At 59.0% G+C, this 17393-nt stretch carries 10 protein-coding genes and 1 pseudogene; 4 read left to right on the top strand and 7 right to left on the bottom strand.

Annotated features, from left to right (window positions below; genetic code table 11):
• Window positions 1-36 precede the first annotated feature (36 nt).
• Window positions 37-582, bottom strand: coding sequence for a hypothetical protein (locus F6S08_RS17230; RefSeq protein ID WP_027605795.1), 546 nt, complete (start codon window positions 580-582; stop codon window positions 37-39).
• A gap of 575 nt (window positions 583-1157) precedes the next feature.
• Between F6S08_RS17230 and F6S08_RS17225 the strand changes: the two genes are divergently transcribed.
• Together F6S08_RS17225 and F6S08_RS17220 are read left to right on the top strand one after the other, a co-directional pair.
• Window positions 1158-2567 (top strand): circularly permuted type 2 ATP-grasp protein, encoded by a 1410-nt coding sequence (locus tag F6S08_RS17225; RefSeq protein ID WP_315872017.1) that lies wholly within the window; start codon window positions 1158-1160, stop codon window positions 2565-2567.
• A gap of 2 nt (window positions 2568-2569) precedes the next feature.
• Window positions 2570-3520, top strand: coding sequence for an alpha-E domain-containing protein (locus F6S08_RS17220; protein ID WP_074846775.1), 951 nt, complete (start codon window positions 2570-2572; stop codon window positions 3518-3520).
• Between the two features lie 230 nt (window positions 3521-3750).
• On the opposite strand, the gene F6S08_RS17215 is transcribed toward F6S08_RS17220, so the two are convergent.
• Window positions 3751-8211, bottom strand: coding sequence for a hypothetical protein (locus F6S08_RS17215; protein WP_315872016.1), 4461 nt, complete (start codon window positions 8209-8211; stop codon window positions 3751-3753).
• Window positions 8212-8353: 142 nt separating this feature from the next.
• On the opposite strand from F6S08_RS17215, the gene F6S08_RS17210 reads away from it, so the two are divergent.
• On the top strand, window positions 8354-9928 hold the full coding sequence (locus F6S08_RS17210) for a hypothetical protein (protein ID WP_315872015.1): 1575 nt from the start codon (window positions 8354-8356) through the stop codon (window positions 9926-9928).
• Between the two features lie 15 nt (window positions 9929-9943).
• Here the strand turns inward: F6S08_RS17210 and F6S08_RS17205 are convergent.
• The 3 genes and pseudogenes from F6S08_RS17205 to F6S08_RS17195 all read right to left on the bottom strand — a co-directional run.
• Window positions 9944-10132, bottom strand: a pseudogene (locus tag F6S08_RS17205) (alpha/beta fold hydrolase); the annotation flags it as partial.
• A 91-nt stretch (window positions 10133-10223) separates the two neighbouring features.
• Window positions 10224-12476, bottom strand: coding sequence for an ATP-dependent DNA helicase (locus tag F6S08_RS17200; RefSeq protein WP_315872014.1), 2253 nt, complete (start codon window positions 12474-12476; stop codon window positions 10224-10226).
• Complete coding sequence (locus F6S08_RS17195) at window positions 12473-14122, bottom strand: VRR-NUC domain-containing protein (RefSeq protein WP_315872013.1); 1650 nt, start codon at window positions 14120-14122, stop codon at window positions 12473-12475. The genes F6S08_RS17200 and F6S08_RS17195 overlap by 4 nt, the downstream gene beginning before the upstream one ends.
• 185 nt (window positions 14123-14307) lie before the next feature.
• On the opposite strand from F6S08_RS17195, the gene F6S08_RS17190 reads away from it, so the two are divergent.
• Complete coding sequence (locus F6S08_RS17190) at window positions 14308-14532, top strand: YgdI/YgdR family lipoprotein (protein WP_027605784.1); 225 nt, start codon at window positions 14308-14310, stop codon at window positions 14530-14532.
• A gap of 56 nt (window positions 14533-14588) precedes the next feature.
• Here F6S08_RS17190 and F6S08_RS17185 read toward each other — a convergent pair whose 3' ends face one another.
• Both F6S08_RS17185 and F6S08_RS17180 read right to left on the bottom strand, forming a co-directional pair.
• On the bottom strand, window positions 14589-16013 hold the full coding sequence (locus tag F6S08_RS17185; RefSeq protein ID WP_315872012.1) for a lipase: 1425 nt from the start codon (window positions 16011-16013) through the stop codon (window positions 14589-14591).
• A 40-nt stretch (window positions 16014-16053) separates the two neighbouring features.
• Entirely contained in the window at window positions 16054-17391 is a 1338-nt protein-coding gene (locus F6S08_RS17180) for a TolC family outer membrane protein (RefSeq protein ID WP_315872011.1), read from the bottom strand.
• Window positions 17392-17393 lie beyond the last annotated feature (2 nt).

The following is a 17393-nucleotide window of genomic DNA, read 5'->3' as shown; positions in this document are numbered from 1 at the left end:
GTAAGGTCCCGTGCCGGCCGCTGAAGTTCCAACTGCTTAAGAGCCCGGGTTATCCACCTGGATATAAAACGCGTACGCCCCCAGCAACACCCAGAACACCATGAACAGCCACGGCGCACGCATGGAGAACAGCAGCGACTTGCGATAGCCCTTATGGGAGGACTCCATTTCGGAAAACAGCGGCGACTCATCGTAGGCCATGCCCATCACCGGCTCGCTGCGCAGCAGTTCGCTCTGCTTGTAGTGCCAGTGATCGATGATTTCGTACGCGGCGCGGATCCCCGGCCAGGCATTCAGGGAACTGAGTATGCCGAGCAGCGTCAGGAACACCGGCACCACCAGGGTGAACAACTTGCCCCACTCGGGGTTGAGGTTGCCCATGCCGGAGACAAAGGCAATCACCAGAAACGACTGCGCCGTCAGGTAAGCATCGGTGCGGTTGGCGAGGATGGTGGTTTCGTATTGGATTTCGCGACGGTAGAAGTCCAGGCGGTCCTTGGGCGAGCCAAAGATCTTGGCGTTGTGCTCGCTGTGGTCGGCCAGGTTCGCTTCCGGGGTATCGGGTGAAATGATTCTGGGCACATCCGTGCTCCCTGCTGGGCTCAAACCCCTTAGAAGAATCGGGCTGTGGCGAAGTTCAAGTTTGTTGTTGCACCATCGCGGTGCGCAAACCGCTCCCTTATGGTGAGCAGCCTTGTCATGGCCTGCCTTTTTTGTGGTGAGCGGGCTTGTTGTAGTGAGTGGGCTTACTGTGGTGAGCGGGCTTGCCCCGCGTTGGAGTGCGAAGCGCTCCCAAGTTTTTTGGGGCCGCTGCGCAGCCCAACGCGGGGCAAGCCCGCTCACCACAGCGGTCCGGCTCCCCCCAGCAGTCCAGCTCACCACAACAGTCCCACTCCCCCCAGAAGCCTGGTAACCACAGAAGGCCCGCTCACCACAATGGGAAATCAGCGCGGGATGCCCATTCCGGCACACGCATTGCTTTATCCATTCATCTGCCCGAATACAGGAACATTCGTTACCCCCCGACCCAGAGCCGACCCCATAAGAAAGTAAGGACCAGGCCCGGTGGCACCATCAGCCACGGGCTCATAAAAAAATGCGTTTTTTAAAGCGGCAGTGCCACCCCATGCGTCCCTCGGCACTGACAAGGTACTGGAATGGCTCGATCTTTCTTCGATGAAATGAATGACGCAAACGGCGTGTGCCGTGCGCACTATCAGGACTTCTCCCGCTGGCTGGCCAACACGCCGCCGGAATTGCTGGCCCAGCGTCGCCGCGAAGCCGATTTGCTGTTCCATCGCGCGGGAATCACCTTCACCCTTTATGGCGACGAGCAGGACACCGAGCGCCTGATCCCCTTCGACATCATCCCCCGCAGCATCCCCGCCAGCGAATGGAGCGTGATCGAACGCGGCTGTATCCAGCGGGTCAATGCGCTGAACATGTTCCTCGCCGACATCTACCACGACCAGCGCATCATCAAGGCCGGGATCATACCGGCCGACCAGGTGCTGGGCAATGAGGGTTACCAGAAGGCAATGGTCGGCCTGGACCTGCACCGCGATATTTATTCCCACATCTCGGGGGTGGACCTTGTACGCGACGGTGACGGCACCTACTACGTGCTCGAAGACAACCTGCGCACCCCCAGCGGCGTGAGCTACATGCTCGAAGACCGCAAGATGATGATGCGCCTGTTCCCCGAAGTGTTCGCCAAGCAGCGTATCGCGCCGGTGGACCACTACCCCAACCTGCTGCTCAAGACCCTGAAAAGCGCCAGCCGCCTGGACAACCCCAACGTCGTGGTGCTGACGCCCGGGCGCTTCAACAGCGCGTTCTTTGAACATGCGTTCCTGGCGCGGGAAATGGGCGTGGAACTGGTGGAAGGTGCCGACCTGTTCGTGCACGACCTCAAGGTGTTCATGCGCACCACCGACGGGCCCAAGGCGGTGGATGTGATCTATCGGCGCATCGACGACGCGTTTCTCGACCCCCTGGCGTTCAACCCGGACTCGATGCTCGGCGTGCCTGGCCTGGTCGCGGCGTATTGCGCCGGCAACGTGGTGCTGGCCAACGCTATCGGCACCGGTGTGGCCGACGATAAATCGATCTATCCCTATGTGCCGGCGATGATCAAGTTTTACCTGGATGAAGAGCCGATCCTGCAAAACGTGCCGACCTTCCAATGCCGCAAGCCCGATGAACTGTCCCACGTACTGGCCAACCTGGCCGAACTGGTGGTCAAGGAAACCCAGGGCTCCGGCGGCTACGGCATGCTGGTCGGCCCAGCGGCCACGGCGGCCGAGATCGAAGATTTCCGCCAACGCATCAAAGCCCGCCCCCATGCGTATATCGCCCAACCGACCCTGAGCCTGTCCACCTGCCCGACCTTTGTCGAAAACGGCATCGCCCCCCGGCATATCGACCTGCGGCCCTTCGTGCTCTCGGGCAAGGAAACCCGCCTGGTGCCGGGAGGCCTGACGCGGGTGGCATTGCGTGAGGGCTCGTTGATCGTCAACTCGTCGCAAGGCGGTGGAACCAAGGACACCTGGGTGGTGGAGGGCTGAGTATGTTGAGTAGAACCGCCGCGGATCTGTATTGGATGTCCCGTTACCTGGAACGCGCCGAGAACCTGGCGCGCATGCTCGAAGTCAGTTACTCGCTGTCGCTGATGCCCCAGGCCGGGCGTAGCGATGGCCTGGACGAACTGGCCATGTCGTTGCTCAGCAGCGGCACCCTGGACAGCTACCTGGAACGCCATGAAACCCTGGATGCCGAGCGCATGCTGCACTTCTTCGCCCTCGACGAAGAAAACCCCGCCAGCATCTACAACTGCCTGCGTGCCGCCCGTGGCAACGCCCACGCCGTGCGCGGGCGCATCACCGCCGACATGTGGGAGAACCTCAACGCCACCTGGCTGGAAATGCGCAGCATCGCCGCCGGCGGCCTGGCACGCCATGGCATCAGCCACTTCTGTGACTGGGTCAAGCAGCGTTCGCACCTGTTTCGCGGGGCCACATCCGGCACCATCATGCGTAACGACGCCTATCGGTTTATCCGCCTGGGCACCTTCGTCGAGCGCGCCGACAACACCTTGCGCCTGCTGGACGCACGCTACGAGATGTTCGGCGAAGAGTCGGAAGAAGTCAGCGACTTGTCGGCACGCGGCTATTACCAGTGGAGCGCCCTGCTCCGCGCGCTGTCGTCGTTCGAGGCGTATACGGAGCTGTATCCGAATGCGCTGAATGCGCGGTCGGTGTCGGAGTTGCTGTTATTACGCAGTGACGTGCCGCGTTCGTTGCACGCGTGCATCGAGGAACTGAGCCATATCCTCGCGGACCTGCCTGGCAGTTATGGGCGCACGGCGCAGCGTCTGGCGGCGGAGTTTGAGGCGCGGCTAAGGTATACGGGGATTGATGAGATATTGGAGGATGGGTTGCACAGTCGGTTGACGGAGTTTATTGAGACCGTGCGGGAGTTGGCGGGGGCGGTTCATAGTTCTTATTTGGAGGTGGTGTGAAAAACCACTTGAAACGATGTTGCCCCAAGTATTGTCCGAAGTAACTCTACGTAGGTAGCAAGTCGGGCATCGCTTTCCGGTGCGTACCCTCGAAATATATTGCTATTAACCCTGTGAGGCCATTGCCTCACAGGGAGGGGGGACTCAATCAGTCCCATTCTTTAGGCGCGATATTTAAAAGACAGGATGGCCTTATTTTCTTAATAAATGCAGTCCCCACGAACCATAGATTATACGTTAATAATTTTTATGAAGGCAATCTCAACAAGATTGGTGCCAAATGACAATATAACTTCATTATTGTGGGTTCCATATGTTACTGGCAAATTATACTCAACCCAGCCACTATTCTTCTGAAGATAAAAATGCTGCACATAACCACCTACCGCAAGCAAACTCGTACCGTTATTATCAATTGGGCTCCGATATTTAATCGTTACCCTGACAGCCCCAGACTTTAAGTGGGTAACCCACTTGGTTATCTGAAAAGCAGGGCCATAAGACGTTAAATAGTACTCGCCATTTTCAAGCTTCACTCTTAAATTGGTTCCGTTCTTCCAGTTCGTCCAGCCGTCCTCACTGTAACCATCGAACTCATCGGTATCTACTCGCTTTGCGTTAACGGTATACTCTACTACCGGGAACGTAATGGCATTAGCCTCAGTTATGCCGGCGCCCAAAGCGGCTTTGAAATGCAATGTCAGTTTCGTATTGTCGCCCAACTCTTTCAAGTACGACGCATAACTGATCCCACTCTCCCACCACCCTTGGTTGAACCAGGTCGAATTCACATAGGCAGCACCACCATTCCAATGTTTTACGTTGTGTGCCCCCCCTCCACTTTTGAAACCTTTGAACTCAATCCAGACCGGAGAATTGGTAGCAATGAACGGCCAGCTGCCGACCCGCAGTTTCCTGTTAGCAGTACCGGTCGACAGATCCAATACCTTGGTAGTTGGGTTCGCCTCATTGATTTGGATAACGGTCTTTAGCAACTCCGCCTGGGGGATTGGTGTCACCGTCACCGTCACAATTTTCGACGAGTGAACCACTCCTGCACGGGTTACCTCGTACTTGAGCGTGAAGGTCTTGTTGGCATTGCCAATATTTGCCGCAATCGCCGTTGTGGGTATATCAAACGTGACCACGCCACTGGTCAAACCGTTCTTGGCCGCAATGGCCGGCGATCCCGCACCGGCAGTACCCAGCATCGTGACCTTGATGCTGTCGGTGGTGTACATCGGTGTGTATTCCGCCGATACGGTTGCGCCGTTTCGTGCGTTCAGAGGGGCCAGGGTCACCGCAGTGCCGGAGCCGGTTGCCTGGGTCAGCCTGGGTACTGGGAACTCAGCCGGCAAGGTGTTGGCGGTATAGCTCGTCAGCGGAAACGTCACCGCGCCTGCCTCATCGGCATCGGGGTCAAACGCCACCTTGAACTCAACCTTGATCTCATTGCCATCCGGGCAGCTTCTCAACCAACTCAACAGCACGAAATGATTAATACCTGAGGCCGAAGGGTTTGCGTATCCGTTCCATGGCTTATAAGGATTTGTCTGTGCACCTTCGCAATGAAAGATCAGCCAGACCTTCTTGCCTGCAACCTGCAAGGGCCACGGCGCAATAGTGAGCGGAGGATTTGCTGACATCGCACCGATATCCAACGTACCGTTATGCGCAACCCCATTGATCAATGGCCTCGGTAAATTAGCCTGGGGTATTGGTGTCACCGTCACCGTCACAATTTTCGACGAGCTAACCACGCCTGCACGGATTACCTGGTACTGGAGCGTGAAGGTCTTGTTGACAGCTCCAACGTTCGCCGCAATCGCCGCGTTGGGAATATCAAACGTGACCACGCCACTGGTCAAACCTGGTTTGGCGGCAATGACTGGCGTACCGGCCCCCCTACTCCCTACCATCGTGACCTCGATGCTGTCGGTGGTGTACATCGGTGTGTATTCCACCGATACAGTTGCGCCGTTTCGTGCGTTCAGAGGGGCCAGGGTCACCGCAGTGCCGGAGCCGGTTGCCTGGGTCAGCCTGGGCACTGGGAACTCGGCAGGTAACGTGTTGACGATGTATGCAACCACCGGAAAAGTAACCGCCTGAGTCTCAACTTTGCTGCGACTGACCGCAGCCTTGAACTCCATTTTCAATTCAGTGCCATGGCCCAACCCATTCAGATAGTCGCGTGGCAGCAGCCTTTCGATGCTCCCAGCAGCAAGCCAAGAGGCATTGACCGCTGACGACCCTGCCCCGTTAAACACCGTACGATCATGGGCGACATTGGCGGCTGTTTTTCCCAGAATCCGCAACCAAATGGGGTACCCCGACGTGATGAACGGCCAGACACCGACGTGGGCCGTGGCGTCCCCGGTAAACGTGCTCAGGTCCAACACCTTGGTGATCGCATTGGCTTCATTGATTTTCAGCGCTGTCTTTGCCAGCTCAGCCAAAGGAATCGGTTTCACCGTGACTGTCAGCGTGCCTGATGTCTTGGGCACACCATTACGTGTCACCACATACTTGAATTTCACGGTAGTGTCTTGGTTGCGAATGTTCGCGTGAATTGCCGCCTTGGTGATATCAAACTCCACTTGCTCCAAGGCTTGATTACCAGGCTTGGCCGGGATAGCCGGTGACCCGCCGTCGCCAGCACCGTCCATGGTGACCTGGATGGAGTCGATATTGCGCATGCCCACGTAACTCACCACCAATTGCGTGCCCTGCTGTACCCGTAGCGGTTCCAGATCCGCAGTACCCGGGCCGGTCACCTGCGCCTCCAGCAATGTCGGTGGAGGTAATTCACCCACTTCACGACTTACCAGCACCTCAGTAATTTTTGAATACCGCGGCATCTCGTCGCCACGTTTCAAGGTATAGAACGCAGTCACCGTACTGTTCAGGTTGTTTGTGACATAGAAGCTTTCGATGTCGTGCTCTGTGGTGTCGCCGTCGACGGCCACCTGCACCGGAACTTCGACACGGGCAAGCGGGCCGATCCAGTACATCCTGATCCAGTCCCCACGTTTTGTTTCAGTGAACGGTGCAAACACCTTCACGTAAGCGCCGATATCATCCGGGTTCAACTGGCCGCTGATCACCTTATCAACAATCGGTGGAGGCATCGTGCGTTGAAGCTGCCCGACGATAACTTGCATCCGCAGGGATTCCTGAGGCCGACCGCCAGGACGTGTGTGGGCATAGAACACCTCCACAAGCTGGCCAACGAAACGCAGGAGCTCATTGGGGTGCACGGTAAACAGCATGTCTCCGCTGGGCGTAGGTTCAATATCGTCGACTTCACGGCCCACCCGATGTTCGATGGTGTTGTCAGGGCTGCTCACCCGAAAGATCACTTCGAGATAACCGTTACCCGGCCAGCTTGCTTGCAGTGGAAAACGTACCGTCGCCGCGATATCGGGATTAATGTGGCCACCAAAGTCCTCGTCAATCGTCGGCGCCGGCCACCTGAACACTTCCCCGGTGATGTTCAGGTAGAGTTTTTTGGACGGCTGTTCCACCGTCCCCTTCTGAAACAGCAGATGCACACTGGCCGTACCCTCTGCAATGGCGACCACTGACGCGTTGGGGATGTCGAACCTATAGAGGCCTTGCGCACTCAATACCTGTGTGGGTGTATGGGGGATCGAATTGCCTTCGCTGTCCGTACCGGCCCAGATCAGCGTCACATGCGAATACGCACTGATTTCTGCGCTGGTAATCCAGGCCTCAATTTCCACATCCCAACTGCCCAACTCACCCAGATCAATCTCGGTTCCGGTTTCGCTCTCTGGGAAGGCCAGCCAAGGTGCCTCCGGGCGTATTTGATTAAGGTGCACATCAATCAGCGACACCGCCGACCAACGCGCCCACTCATCCGGCAGGTTGCCCCCGGCATCCCTGACTTGGAAGGCCACTCGGGTGAGTGGGTTATTGCCGGCGGCACTGATCGTGGCGTAGTCAACGGTCAGCGTAATGTCGCGCCCCTCCTCGCCGGGTTGCACCCGATGCAGCACCTGCTGTGAGCCCCAGGCCAGAATGATCAGGTCATAAGGGCGCATGTGCAGCCAGTGACGAATAACAATCTTGATACCTATCAACGCGTCCGCTTCGCTGACGCCATTCAACAGAATCAGCGCCGGGATCACACAGACCAAACCCTGATGGCCGGGCAGTTGGTCATTCGGGTCACGTCCCCCAGGGCGGCTCAGGCTTACCCGTAACTTAAGCTCTTCAGTAAAACTTTCATTGCCGCTGGCGCGTCTTAGCTTGCCGAACACCGGGTTGGCCCAATATTCGACAATACGGCTTGCAGGCACCGTCAGCGGAATAAAGTCCAGGTTTTCATCGCCCTCGCGAATCGGGGTAGAGGCAACCGGAACATTGCGGTTGCCCCAGTAGAGTAAGGCAATGCTTCCCGCAGTCACAGCGACTTTTGGATTGACCAGGTACACGACCAACGGATTCTCTGAATGCCGAAGGCCTACACCGCCATCGGCACCGTCAATATCACCCTCGACCGGCGGCTCAAGCAGCGGTACGACGATGGGAGGAAGAAGTGAGCTCGGCGTCTTTTTCTTGGTCATGGCGAGAGTCCTGCGACGGGTTTCGTCTGGCTTACCCGTATCAAACGCCTGAGAGCCGTGCTTGCCTACTGTCAGAACTAACAGGTGACGACGAATGGCCATCAGGCGAATCCATGTCACAAGGGCCGTCGGTCGGTACCTGTTAATTCTGACAGTATCCGAGGCGCGCGTTCAGGTGTTTGATGGCGTAAACGGCACGCTTGCCCTGGGGCCACGTGCGACGTCCTCTGTCAGGAGAGAGCTCATGTCAGCCAAAAAGAACCAGCCAGCAGTGCCGGTCAAACAGCCTACGGCCACTAAGGCTGCCGCCAAGCAGACGAGCGCCGTAACGCCCAAGGCACCCGCAAAACCCAAGGCCGTGACCTCAGCAAAAGGTAGTTTGAAGGCTGATAAAAAACGCACCCCCAAAAACCTCGACCGCCTCTACATTCCAGGCATGAGCGAAAACGTACCAGGCTTTGATGCAGGCATCCCGAAGTGGCTGTTTGAGTCAGGGGTGACGATACAGGTGGATAAAAACTGGGTCGCAGCGCCTGGCGATATCATTTCGGTGGGTAAGCTGGATAGTGCGGGAACGGTGGTGGTTTTCGCGACCAAAAAACTTACAGCCGACGACATCGAGCTCAACAACTACTTCTTTTCAGCCTCGTCACAAGACCTTCCCGATGGAAAGTTTGCCCTGGTGTATGTTGTTCACTATGCCGGTGGTGCGCAGTACGACCAGTCATATCCATTGGAGGTTCTGGTAAAAACCGACATCCCTGCCGGTGATGATCAGGATCAAATAGAACCGGGGCATTCCGCGCTGAAATTCAGCCTGTCCGAAACGGTGATTGTCCCCGGCAACGCCAGCAGGGGCGTTACCGTAACCCTCCAGCTATACCCCAACCTGAATCCCACCGACCGAATCATCCTCCACTGGGGATCAGTCATCATCACTCAACAGGTCGGGGGAGCCGTGAAACCGACGGTTATCACGGTGACCTACCAGGACATCGTCGAAGCGGGCGACAGTGACCGCCTGTTGGTGTGGCTGGAAGTCATCGACCTGGTGGGGAATATTTCGACACCAGGGTCGGCAAGCATGCCGGTGTCGGTCAATCTGGACGTCACCAAGTACGACGGCCCCGTGATTGTAAATGCGGGACCGCTTGGTTATGTCGACTTGGAAGTACTCAACGAACAACCGCTTGAGGTGCAGATGTACACCCCGCCAACGGTTGGGCTGAAAGACGACTTGTACGATGTGATGTTCCGCTCATACCCGCCGAAGGGCGGTGTGAAGGTGGTTCACCAATTTGTGCCTATTAGGATTGCCGGGAGACCGGTATCGGCGTTCTTCGACTTCCTCGACGTACGGGCTGCCGCTGAAGGCCGCCTGGAGATCAGCTTCGTGCTGAGAAAGGCTGCCCCGCCCTTTGAGATCTATTCCAAGAAAACAACGGCCGAGGTCAAAGGCTCCATTTTCCGCCTGGAAGCACCTACGGTTGAAGGCTACCCAGACGATCATATCCACGACAATCCAGAGCACGTGATCGTCAACATTCCTTACTACGCGTGGCGCCAACCGACCGACCGCATTTCGTTGATCCTGCGCTACGTAAAATCGTTGAACGACATCATTCTGCACATCGAAGAAAAAGAGGTCGGCCCATCCTGGCCGGAACGCTCACCGGTGCAGCGCTTGCTCGATCGTGTGCAATTGCAGCAGTTCAAAGGCTACCGTCCTGAACTGTATTACGTGATCTCCACCGGTTTCACCCAGGCACGTGCAGTGGACTTGAACGAATCCTGGCGTCGGGCACTGACCATCAGTTGAGCACGGCGCAGGCCCTCAACCGGTGCGGTCTAAAAAGTCGAGTAGCAACGTATTGACCTGCCGCGTTTGCTCGCTCTGGATCCAATGGCCACAGTTGTCCAGGACATGCTGTTCAAGGTCAGGCACCCACTCGGGCATTCGCTTGAGTGGGTGAGCTTCAAACACACCTACAGGATCGCGACTGCCAATCAGGAATAGCGCGGGGTTCGGCTCATTGGCTAGGCCTGTCTGAGGTTTTTTTCCAGCCTGCGGGATCCGTTGCCTAAGGACCAGCATCATTGATGGCAGGAATCACTCAATCAACTGCCCACCACCTCGGCAACAACTGCCGCACCCTGCCCTCCCCAAACCGATCATCCATCAACATCACCACGCCCCGGTCGTGCTGGCTGCGGATCACCCTCCCCGCCGCCTGCACAACCTTTTGGATGCCGGGGTACAGGTAGGTGTAGTCGTACCCTGCGCCAAAAATCGCCGCCATGCGCAGTTTTATCTGCTCGTTGACCGGGTTGAGTTGCGGCAAGCCCAGGGTGGCGATAAATGCGCCGATCAGGCGTGCACCTGGCAAGTCGATGCCCTCGCCAAACGCGCCGCCCAGCACGGCAAAGCCGATGCCTTGGCTATGTTCGGTGAATTGGTCGAGAAACCCTTGGCGTTCGGCCTCGGCCATGCCCCGCGACTGGTGCCACAACGGGATCTGCGGGTGTGTTTCGGCGAGCAGTTGCGCCACCTGTTGCAGGTAATCAAAGCTTGAGAAAAACGCCAGGTAGTTACCCGGTTGCAGGGCGAACTGGCGGGCGATCAGCTCGACAATCGGCGCCAGCGAGGCTTGGCGATGCACGAAACGGGTGGAGATTGCGTCGACAATGCGTACCTGCAGTTGCTCGGCCTTGAACGGCGATTCCACATCGACCCAAGCCGTGTCCGTCGGCAGCCCAAGCAGGTCGGCGTAGTAGTGGCGTGGGCTCAATGTGGCGGAGAACAACACGCTGCTGCGGGCTGCCGTCAAGCGCGGCCGGATGAATTCGGCGGGTACCACGTTACGCAGGCACAGGGTCGAGCTGCTGCGTTTGCCGCCGAGCTGGCGCTTGCTGATGTCGAAGATGAAGTGCTCGTTGAACAGCTCGGCGACCTTGGTAAATTGCAGCGCTTCGAAGTAGAAGGCTTGCAGGTCACCGCTGAGGGCTTCGGGGTGGTCGTTGAAGTAATCACCCAGGGCGCTGGTGCACAGGTTCAGGGCCTGGAGCAGTTTGTCCGGCCTGGAGGCATAGGCTTGGTACGGCGCGACCTGGTCTTTGTGCAGGGCGTTCCATTCGCGGTTGAGGCGCTGCAGGGGTTTCTTCAGCGGCTCGGGCGCGGTGTCGCGCAGGATCTTCAGGCTGTACTGGTCGAGGCTCGCGCTGTACATCGAGCGCGCACGTTCCACCAGGTTGTGGGCTTCGTCCACCAGCACGGCAGCGCGCCATTGGTTGAGTTGGGCCAGGCCGAAGAGCATGGCGCCGAAGTCGAAATAGTAGTTGTAGTCGGCAACCACCAGGTCGGCCCAGCGTGCCATTTCCTGGCTCAGGTAATAGGGGCACACCCTGTGATCGAGGGCGACATTGCGCAGGTTGTGTTGGTCGAGCAGGCGGACCTTGGACGCGGCAAGGCGGGCGGCGGGCAAACGGTCGTAGAAGCCCTTGGCCAAGGGGCAGGCGTCGCCGTGACAGGCCTTGTCCAAGTGCTCGCAGGCCTTGTCCCGCGCCACCAGCTCGAGAACACGCAGGGGCAGGTCGCTGCTGGCATGCAGCACCTTGGCTGCATCGAGGGCGAGTTGGCGACCGGGGGTCTTGGCGGTGAGGAAAAACACCTTGTCCAGTTGCTGGGGCGCCAGGGCCTTGAGCAGCGGGAAGATCGTGCCGATGGTCTTGCCGATGCCCGTGGGGGCCTGGGCCATCAGGCAACGGCCGGTGCTGACGGCCTTGTACACCGACTCGGCCAGAGTGCGTTGGCCGGGGCGAAAATCGGCATGGGGGAAACCCAAGGTCTGCGCCGCAACGTCGCGCGCTTCACGGTGCTGCATTTCCTGGCGGGCCCAGCCGAGAAACAGTGCACATTGCTGATTGAAGAACGCTTGCAGCTCGTCCGCCTGGAAACGTTGATTGAGCAGGGTTTCGCCTTCGCCGACGATATCGAAATACACCAGCGCCACGTCGATATCCGTGAGGCCAAGCTTCTGGCACATCAACCAGCCGTACACCTTGGCCTGGGCCCAATGCAGTTGCCGGTGGTTGGCGGGCTGGGCAGCCAGGTCGCCTCGATAGGTCTTCACTTCTTCCAGGCGGTTGGCGTCCGGGTCATAGCCGTCTGCCCTGCCCCGCACCGTCAGTTGCTGGTAGTCGCCCTCGAGGGCCACTTCGTTCTGGTAGTGCGCGCTGCGTCGCGAAGCAACGGTGCGATGGCCCGCTATACCTTCCTGGGCGCTGGGCGACGGGGTAAAGCGCAGGTCCAGGTCGCCGACCTTGGCGGTGAACTCGCACAGCGCCCGCACGGCTACGCTGTAGCTCAAGCGGGTTGCTCCGCCCAGCGTACGTAGCAGACGGTGACGGGCATCTGGTATTCGCCGCAGAACTCCAGCCAACGCAGCTGATTGTCCTGCAGGCGATCGCCAGGGCCCTTGACCTCGATCATGCGATAGGTCTTCTGCGCCGGCCAGAACTGGATCAGGTCCGGCATGCCGGCGCGGTTGGCGCGGATATCCAGCAGCAACCGTTCGAACCAGTAGCGCAGGTGTTCGGCGGGCAGGCAGGCCAAGGCTTGTTCCAGCAGGTCTTCACTGAGCAGGTTCCAGAACACAAAGGGCGACTGGATCCCCCACTTATCGAGGTAGCGTTGGCGGATGGTGGTTGTGTAGCGCCCGTCCTGCAGTTGCGCAAAACACGCGTCAAACAGGGGGACGCGGCGCGCGTGGAAGTCTTCGCTGTGCAGGTCCGCCGGCCCACGCTGGAACGGGTGGAAAAACGCACCCGGCAGTGGTGCGAAGATCGCATCCCAGCACAGCAGGCCGAACAGCGAATTGATCAGGCCGTTCTCGACGTAGTGCACCGGTGCATCAGGTGCGCTCAGGTGGGCCTGGACACAGGATTCCACCGACATCAACGGCTCCGGCAGCGCAAGTTCCAGGTCCAGGCGCGTGACTTCACGGGATTTGAGCGTGGGCAGCCGGGGTTCGCCGAGCTTGCGGCGCAGGCGGGGCATGACGCGCAACAGGTGTTGCTGTTCGGCGGCACTTTCCGGTGCCTGTTGCGCGATGCTTGCCAGGGCCATGGCCTGGGCGTAATCCTCCTGGCGCTCCAGCACGCGAATCAGCCGCGCGCGGGCGCCGGGGTAGGCGCAGGTGCGGTAGACCTGCTGCGCCAGGTCCAACTCGGCACTGCGCTCGCAATACTGGCCGAGCTGGAACAACAGCTTGGCCCGGCGCTTTTCCAGCCAGGGGTTGTCGGTGTTCAGCGTGGCCACTTCAGCCAGCACCTGCGCCAGCGCCTCACCGCGTTCAAACGCCTGCTGGCATTGGTGCAGGAACAGAAAACCGTGCACGTCGGCGCGGCTGCGCAACCCCCGCGATTCGGCGCAGAACTCGACTTTTTCATAGGTGTAGATGCCCAGGTCCGCGAGGACAAACTCGGACCAGTCCTGGTGCAGGTTGCCGAAGAACATCAGCCGCAGGCGGTCGCATAACTCCATCACGGTGAGGCTGTACAGCGTGTCGGCCAGGTCCGGGCACCAGTCGGCGAAACGGCGCGTGTCGGTGAACTGCGCCGCCAACCCTTCCAGCCAATCGGCCTTCTTGCCCTTGGGCTGGTCGATCCAGGGTGCGAAGGTGCTGAGAATCTCGCCTTTTTGCAGCAAGGCGAATAATGCTTCAAATGCCAGAAGGTGGTTGTCGTCCACCCATCCCAATTCCCGCAGGGGCGCGGCAGCGGCATGGGGGCAACCGATCTCCACGTAGTGCAGCTTGCCCGCACGAAAATGCACGCCCTTGCGCATCACCATGCGCACCAAAAGCGCCTGGGAGGCTTGCGGCAACCTGTCGAATTGCTGAATGAAATGCTCTTCGTCAGGGTCGAGCAGATCGGCATAGCGTTGCCCCAGCCAATGCAGGACCTGGCGGAAGTTATGCAGGTAATAGAGCGGGTTTTCGAGGGGATTGGCCATGGTACGCATTGGTCGAATACTGGTTATGCATACAGAGTGCCGTCGTAAATGCGGTGTTGCAATCGGTAATAGATAAATGGCACACGCAACTTTTTGCATAAAAATGATCAGATGGGGAGTCGATGGCGTAACATTTGTCGCCCGCGTCCCTGGCGTGGGATTTTTCAGGGTTAAAGGTAAGGGTTATGAACATGAAGAATTTGGGGCTGCCACTGGTTGCACTCACTTTTCTGGTATTGGCCGGTTGCGCGACGCAAACCGTAGTGACACTGCAAAATGGCACGCAGTATTTGACCAAGGACTCTCCAAAAACCAAGACGGCCGACGGGTTTTATGAATTCACCGATATCGCCGGCAAGCGCATCCGGGTCAAAGCCGACGATGTGGCCACGGTGCGCAAGGAAGACTGATTTCCAGCGGCCCGCACTGATCAAATGTGGGAGAGGGCTTGCCCCCTCCCACCGTTTTAACCGATCACAATCCCCTCCCCCGACAAGCCAACCACCCCCACCAACGTCACCGAATCCGCGCCAAAACTGATCACCGTGTCCCCGCCCACGACCTTGGCGTGATCACGGTAATCCGCACTCCCCTCAACGTCCCTGAACACCAGCTTGTCCGTCGCTTGATAGCCGATAATCCGGTCCTGGCCAAACTGCCCGCTGAACAAAAAGGTGTTATGCCCGCTGCTGTCGCGGATCGTGTCATTGCCCTTGCCGCCCTCGATAAAGTCCGCGCCCTTGCCGCCCTGGATCAGGTCGTTGCCGTCGCTGCCAATGATGTAGGTATCGCCCTTGTGCGGTTCGGCATTGCGGTTGAGGTCCTGCACCCAGGTGGTGGCGCGTGCCGGGTCGGACAGGTTGGCGACGATAATCGTCGAGTCGCGGCTCATCTGCCCATAGAACCCGGACTCGAGGATGCGCGTCATCCCATCGCCATAACCCGTAGGCAAATGGGAGATCCAGGTCGGCAGGTTGGTGATGGAAAACGGCAGCACATTCCACAGCGTCGAAGCGTAGTGGTCGTTAAAGCTGACGATATTGTCGGTGGTCGATTCATGGGGTTTGTCATGCACGCCCAACGATGACCAATTGAAGGATGAGCCGTCCAGCGCACGGAATACCGGGTCGTTTTCGTAGCCGATATTAAGCACCTTGTCGCCAGCGCTCTGGGTCGGCGAGGCGTAGGCCAGGTAGTTGGCGTCCTGGTAGAACCCCGCCCATTTGCTGCTGCTCAAGTCGGCCATGCTGTTGACCGCCAGGCCGCCCAGGCTATGGCCGCTGACCACTACGTCGTGGCCGCTGAGGCCGTGGGCACTGGCGTAGTCGGCGACGTTCTTGAGCAGGCCGCCAAAGGCTTCACCGGCATAGTTCTTCGCGTAATCCTTGGGGCCCAACGCTGCGAGCAGATCGCTGACCAGATCGCCAATGGAGTCGCTGACCAGCGTTTCCCGAGGGCCCGACGTACCGCGAAAACCGATACCGATTTCCAGCAGCTTGCCGGCTTCATCGTACTTGCCCAGCACCTCGACCTGGGCTGTGGTGTAGCCGGCTTTTTCGCCGAAGAACGTGCCTCGGGCGTCGACCTTGCCGGTATAGCCCAGGGTGCTTGCGCTGATGGGCGTCCAACCGGCTTGTTGCACGGCCTCCAAGGCGGCTTTCTCCGAATCCGGGTTCCAGGGAATGCCGGGAATCACGCCCTGGGAATCCGTACTGCCCAGCAGTGCACCGACCAGCGTGGCCGGCAAACCGAGCCCCAGGCCGTTGTGCTGGTAGCCCACGGCAAAGCCGTTATCCAGGTTGTGATAGGCGTACAGCGTGATCGCCATGGCATCGGCGAACAACGCTTTGGAGCCCTCGGCTCCGAGGTTTTTATAGTCGAACACACCCATGGTATTGCCTCTCTGTTGTTGGAATTGTCGAGAAAGCCAATTAATGCGGTGCCGGCCCGAACGCCTCATCCACCTTGGCCAGGTCGGTGTCGCGCAGGTTGCCGGCGTAGTAGTGCAGTTTGGTCCAGGCCATCAGGTAGTCGTAACGCGCCTGGGCCAGGTCGCGCCGCGTGCTGTAGAGCTGTTGTTCGGCGTTCAGCGCATCGAGGTTGACCCGCTCGCCACCGAGGATGCTCTGCTGGGTCGACAGCACCAGTGCTTCTGCGGAGGTCAGGGCCTTTTGGTAAGCGCGCAGTTTGCTCACGCCAGACAGGCACGCGCTGAACTGCCGACGCAGTTCGATCAGGGTCTCGCGGGTCTTGCCTTCCAGCTCGTACTCGGCCTGTTCCATGGCGCGGCTGGCCTGGCGGGTGGACGCGGAGATGCCGCCACCGGCATACAACGGCAGGCTCACTTCGACGCCGATGGTGTTGGTGTCGTAGCGCTGGTTGTAGGTGTTGCCGCTGTCGGACTCCTGCTGGCGCGAACTGGCGTACGCAGTGACCTTGGGCAGGTGTCCGGCGCGGTTACGCTCCACTTCATAACGCGCGACTTCCAGGGCCTGGCGCTGGGACGCCAGCGTGGGGTTGTTGCTGATCGCCAGTTCATGCCAGGTGTCGTAGTTGGCCGGGGTCAGGGTGAACGCGGCGAAACCTTTGTTCAACGGGGCGAGGTCGTCGATGTTGACGCTTTGCACACCGATCAGCGCACCCAGTTCTCTAAGCGAGGCGTCCTGCTCGTCCAGCGCCTGGATCTCTTCGGCGGTGGCCAGCTCATAGCGCGACTCGGCTTCGAGGATATCGGTGCGGGTGCCCTCGCCCTGCTGGAACAGGTGCCGGTTCTGCTGGAACTGCTGCTCGAAGGCCTTCTTCTTGGCCCGTGCGATGTCGATCTGGTCCTGGGCAAACAGCGCCTGGGTGTAATAGCTCAGCACCCGCACCAGCAGCGCCTGGCTCTTGTCGCGAAAGCTTTCATCGGCGAACAGCGCCTGGGCCACGCCCTTGCGGTAGTTGGCGTAGGCCTCATAGTCGAACAGCGGCTGTTGCAGGCTGAAGGTCGAGCCGTAGCTGTTGTAGTTGCGGTCGTCGTGGTAATTGCCGCCGCGGCCGTCGGGCAAGGTGGCCTGGGAGTTGTTGCGGCCCTTGTTGTAGTTATACGACAGCTTGGGCAGCAAGCCTGCGCGGCCGATGGTGCGGTTTTCCAGGCCGGCGTCGCGCTCCTTGATCGCACCGAGAAACACCGGATCGTTACGCAAGGCCTGTTCGTATACATCGAACGGGCCCATGGCGGCCTGGGCGTTAATGCAGGTAAACAGCAAGGCGATGAACACAGCTTTCATGC

Origin of the sequence: Pseudomonas sp. JV449 (assembly GCF_032424295.1) — a bacterium.
GTDB lineage: Bacteria > Pseudomonadota > Gammaproteobacteria > Pseudomonadales > Pseudomonadaceae > Aquipseudomonas > Aquipseudomonas marginalis.
This window is presented reverse-complemented; position numbering and strand designations above follow the sequence as displayed.

Bases quoted from the DNA above. Each gene is read 5' to 3' on its own strand.
- F6S08_RS17225 (WP_315872017.1), top strand. From the start codon at position 1,158: ATGGCTCGATCTTTCTTCGATGAAATGAATGACGCAAACGGCGTGTGC.
- F6S08_RS17220 (WP_074846775.1), top strand. From the start codon at position 2,570: ATGTTGAGTAGAACCGCCGCGGATCTGTATTGGATGTCCCGTTACCTG.
- F6S08_RS17215 (WP_315872016.1), bottom strand. From the start codon at position 8,211: ATGGCCATTCGTCGTCACCTGTTAGTTCTGACAGTAGGCAAGCACGGC.
- F6S08_RS17210 (WP_315872015.1), top strand. From the start codon at position 8,354: ATGTCAGCCAAAAAGAACCAGCCAGCAGTGCCGGTCAAACAGCCTACG.
- F6S08_RS17195 (WP_315872013.1), bottom strand. From the start codon at position 14,122: ATGGCCAATCCCCTCGAAAACCCGCTCTATTACCTGCATAACTTCCGC.
- F6S08_RS17190 (WP_027605784.1), top strand. From the start codon at position 14,308: ATGAACATGAAGAATTTGGGGCTGCCACTGGTTGCACTCACTTTTCTG.
- F6S08_RS17185 (WP_315872012.1), bottom strand. From the start codon at position 16,013: ATGGGTGTGTTCGACTATAAAAACCTCGGAGCCGAGGGCTCCAAAGCG.
- F6S08_RS17180 (WP_315872011.1), bottom strand. From the start codon at position 17,391: ATGAAAGCTGTGTTCATCGCCTTGCTGTTTACCTGCATTAACGCCCAG.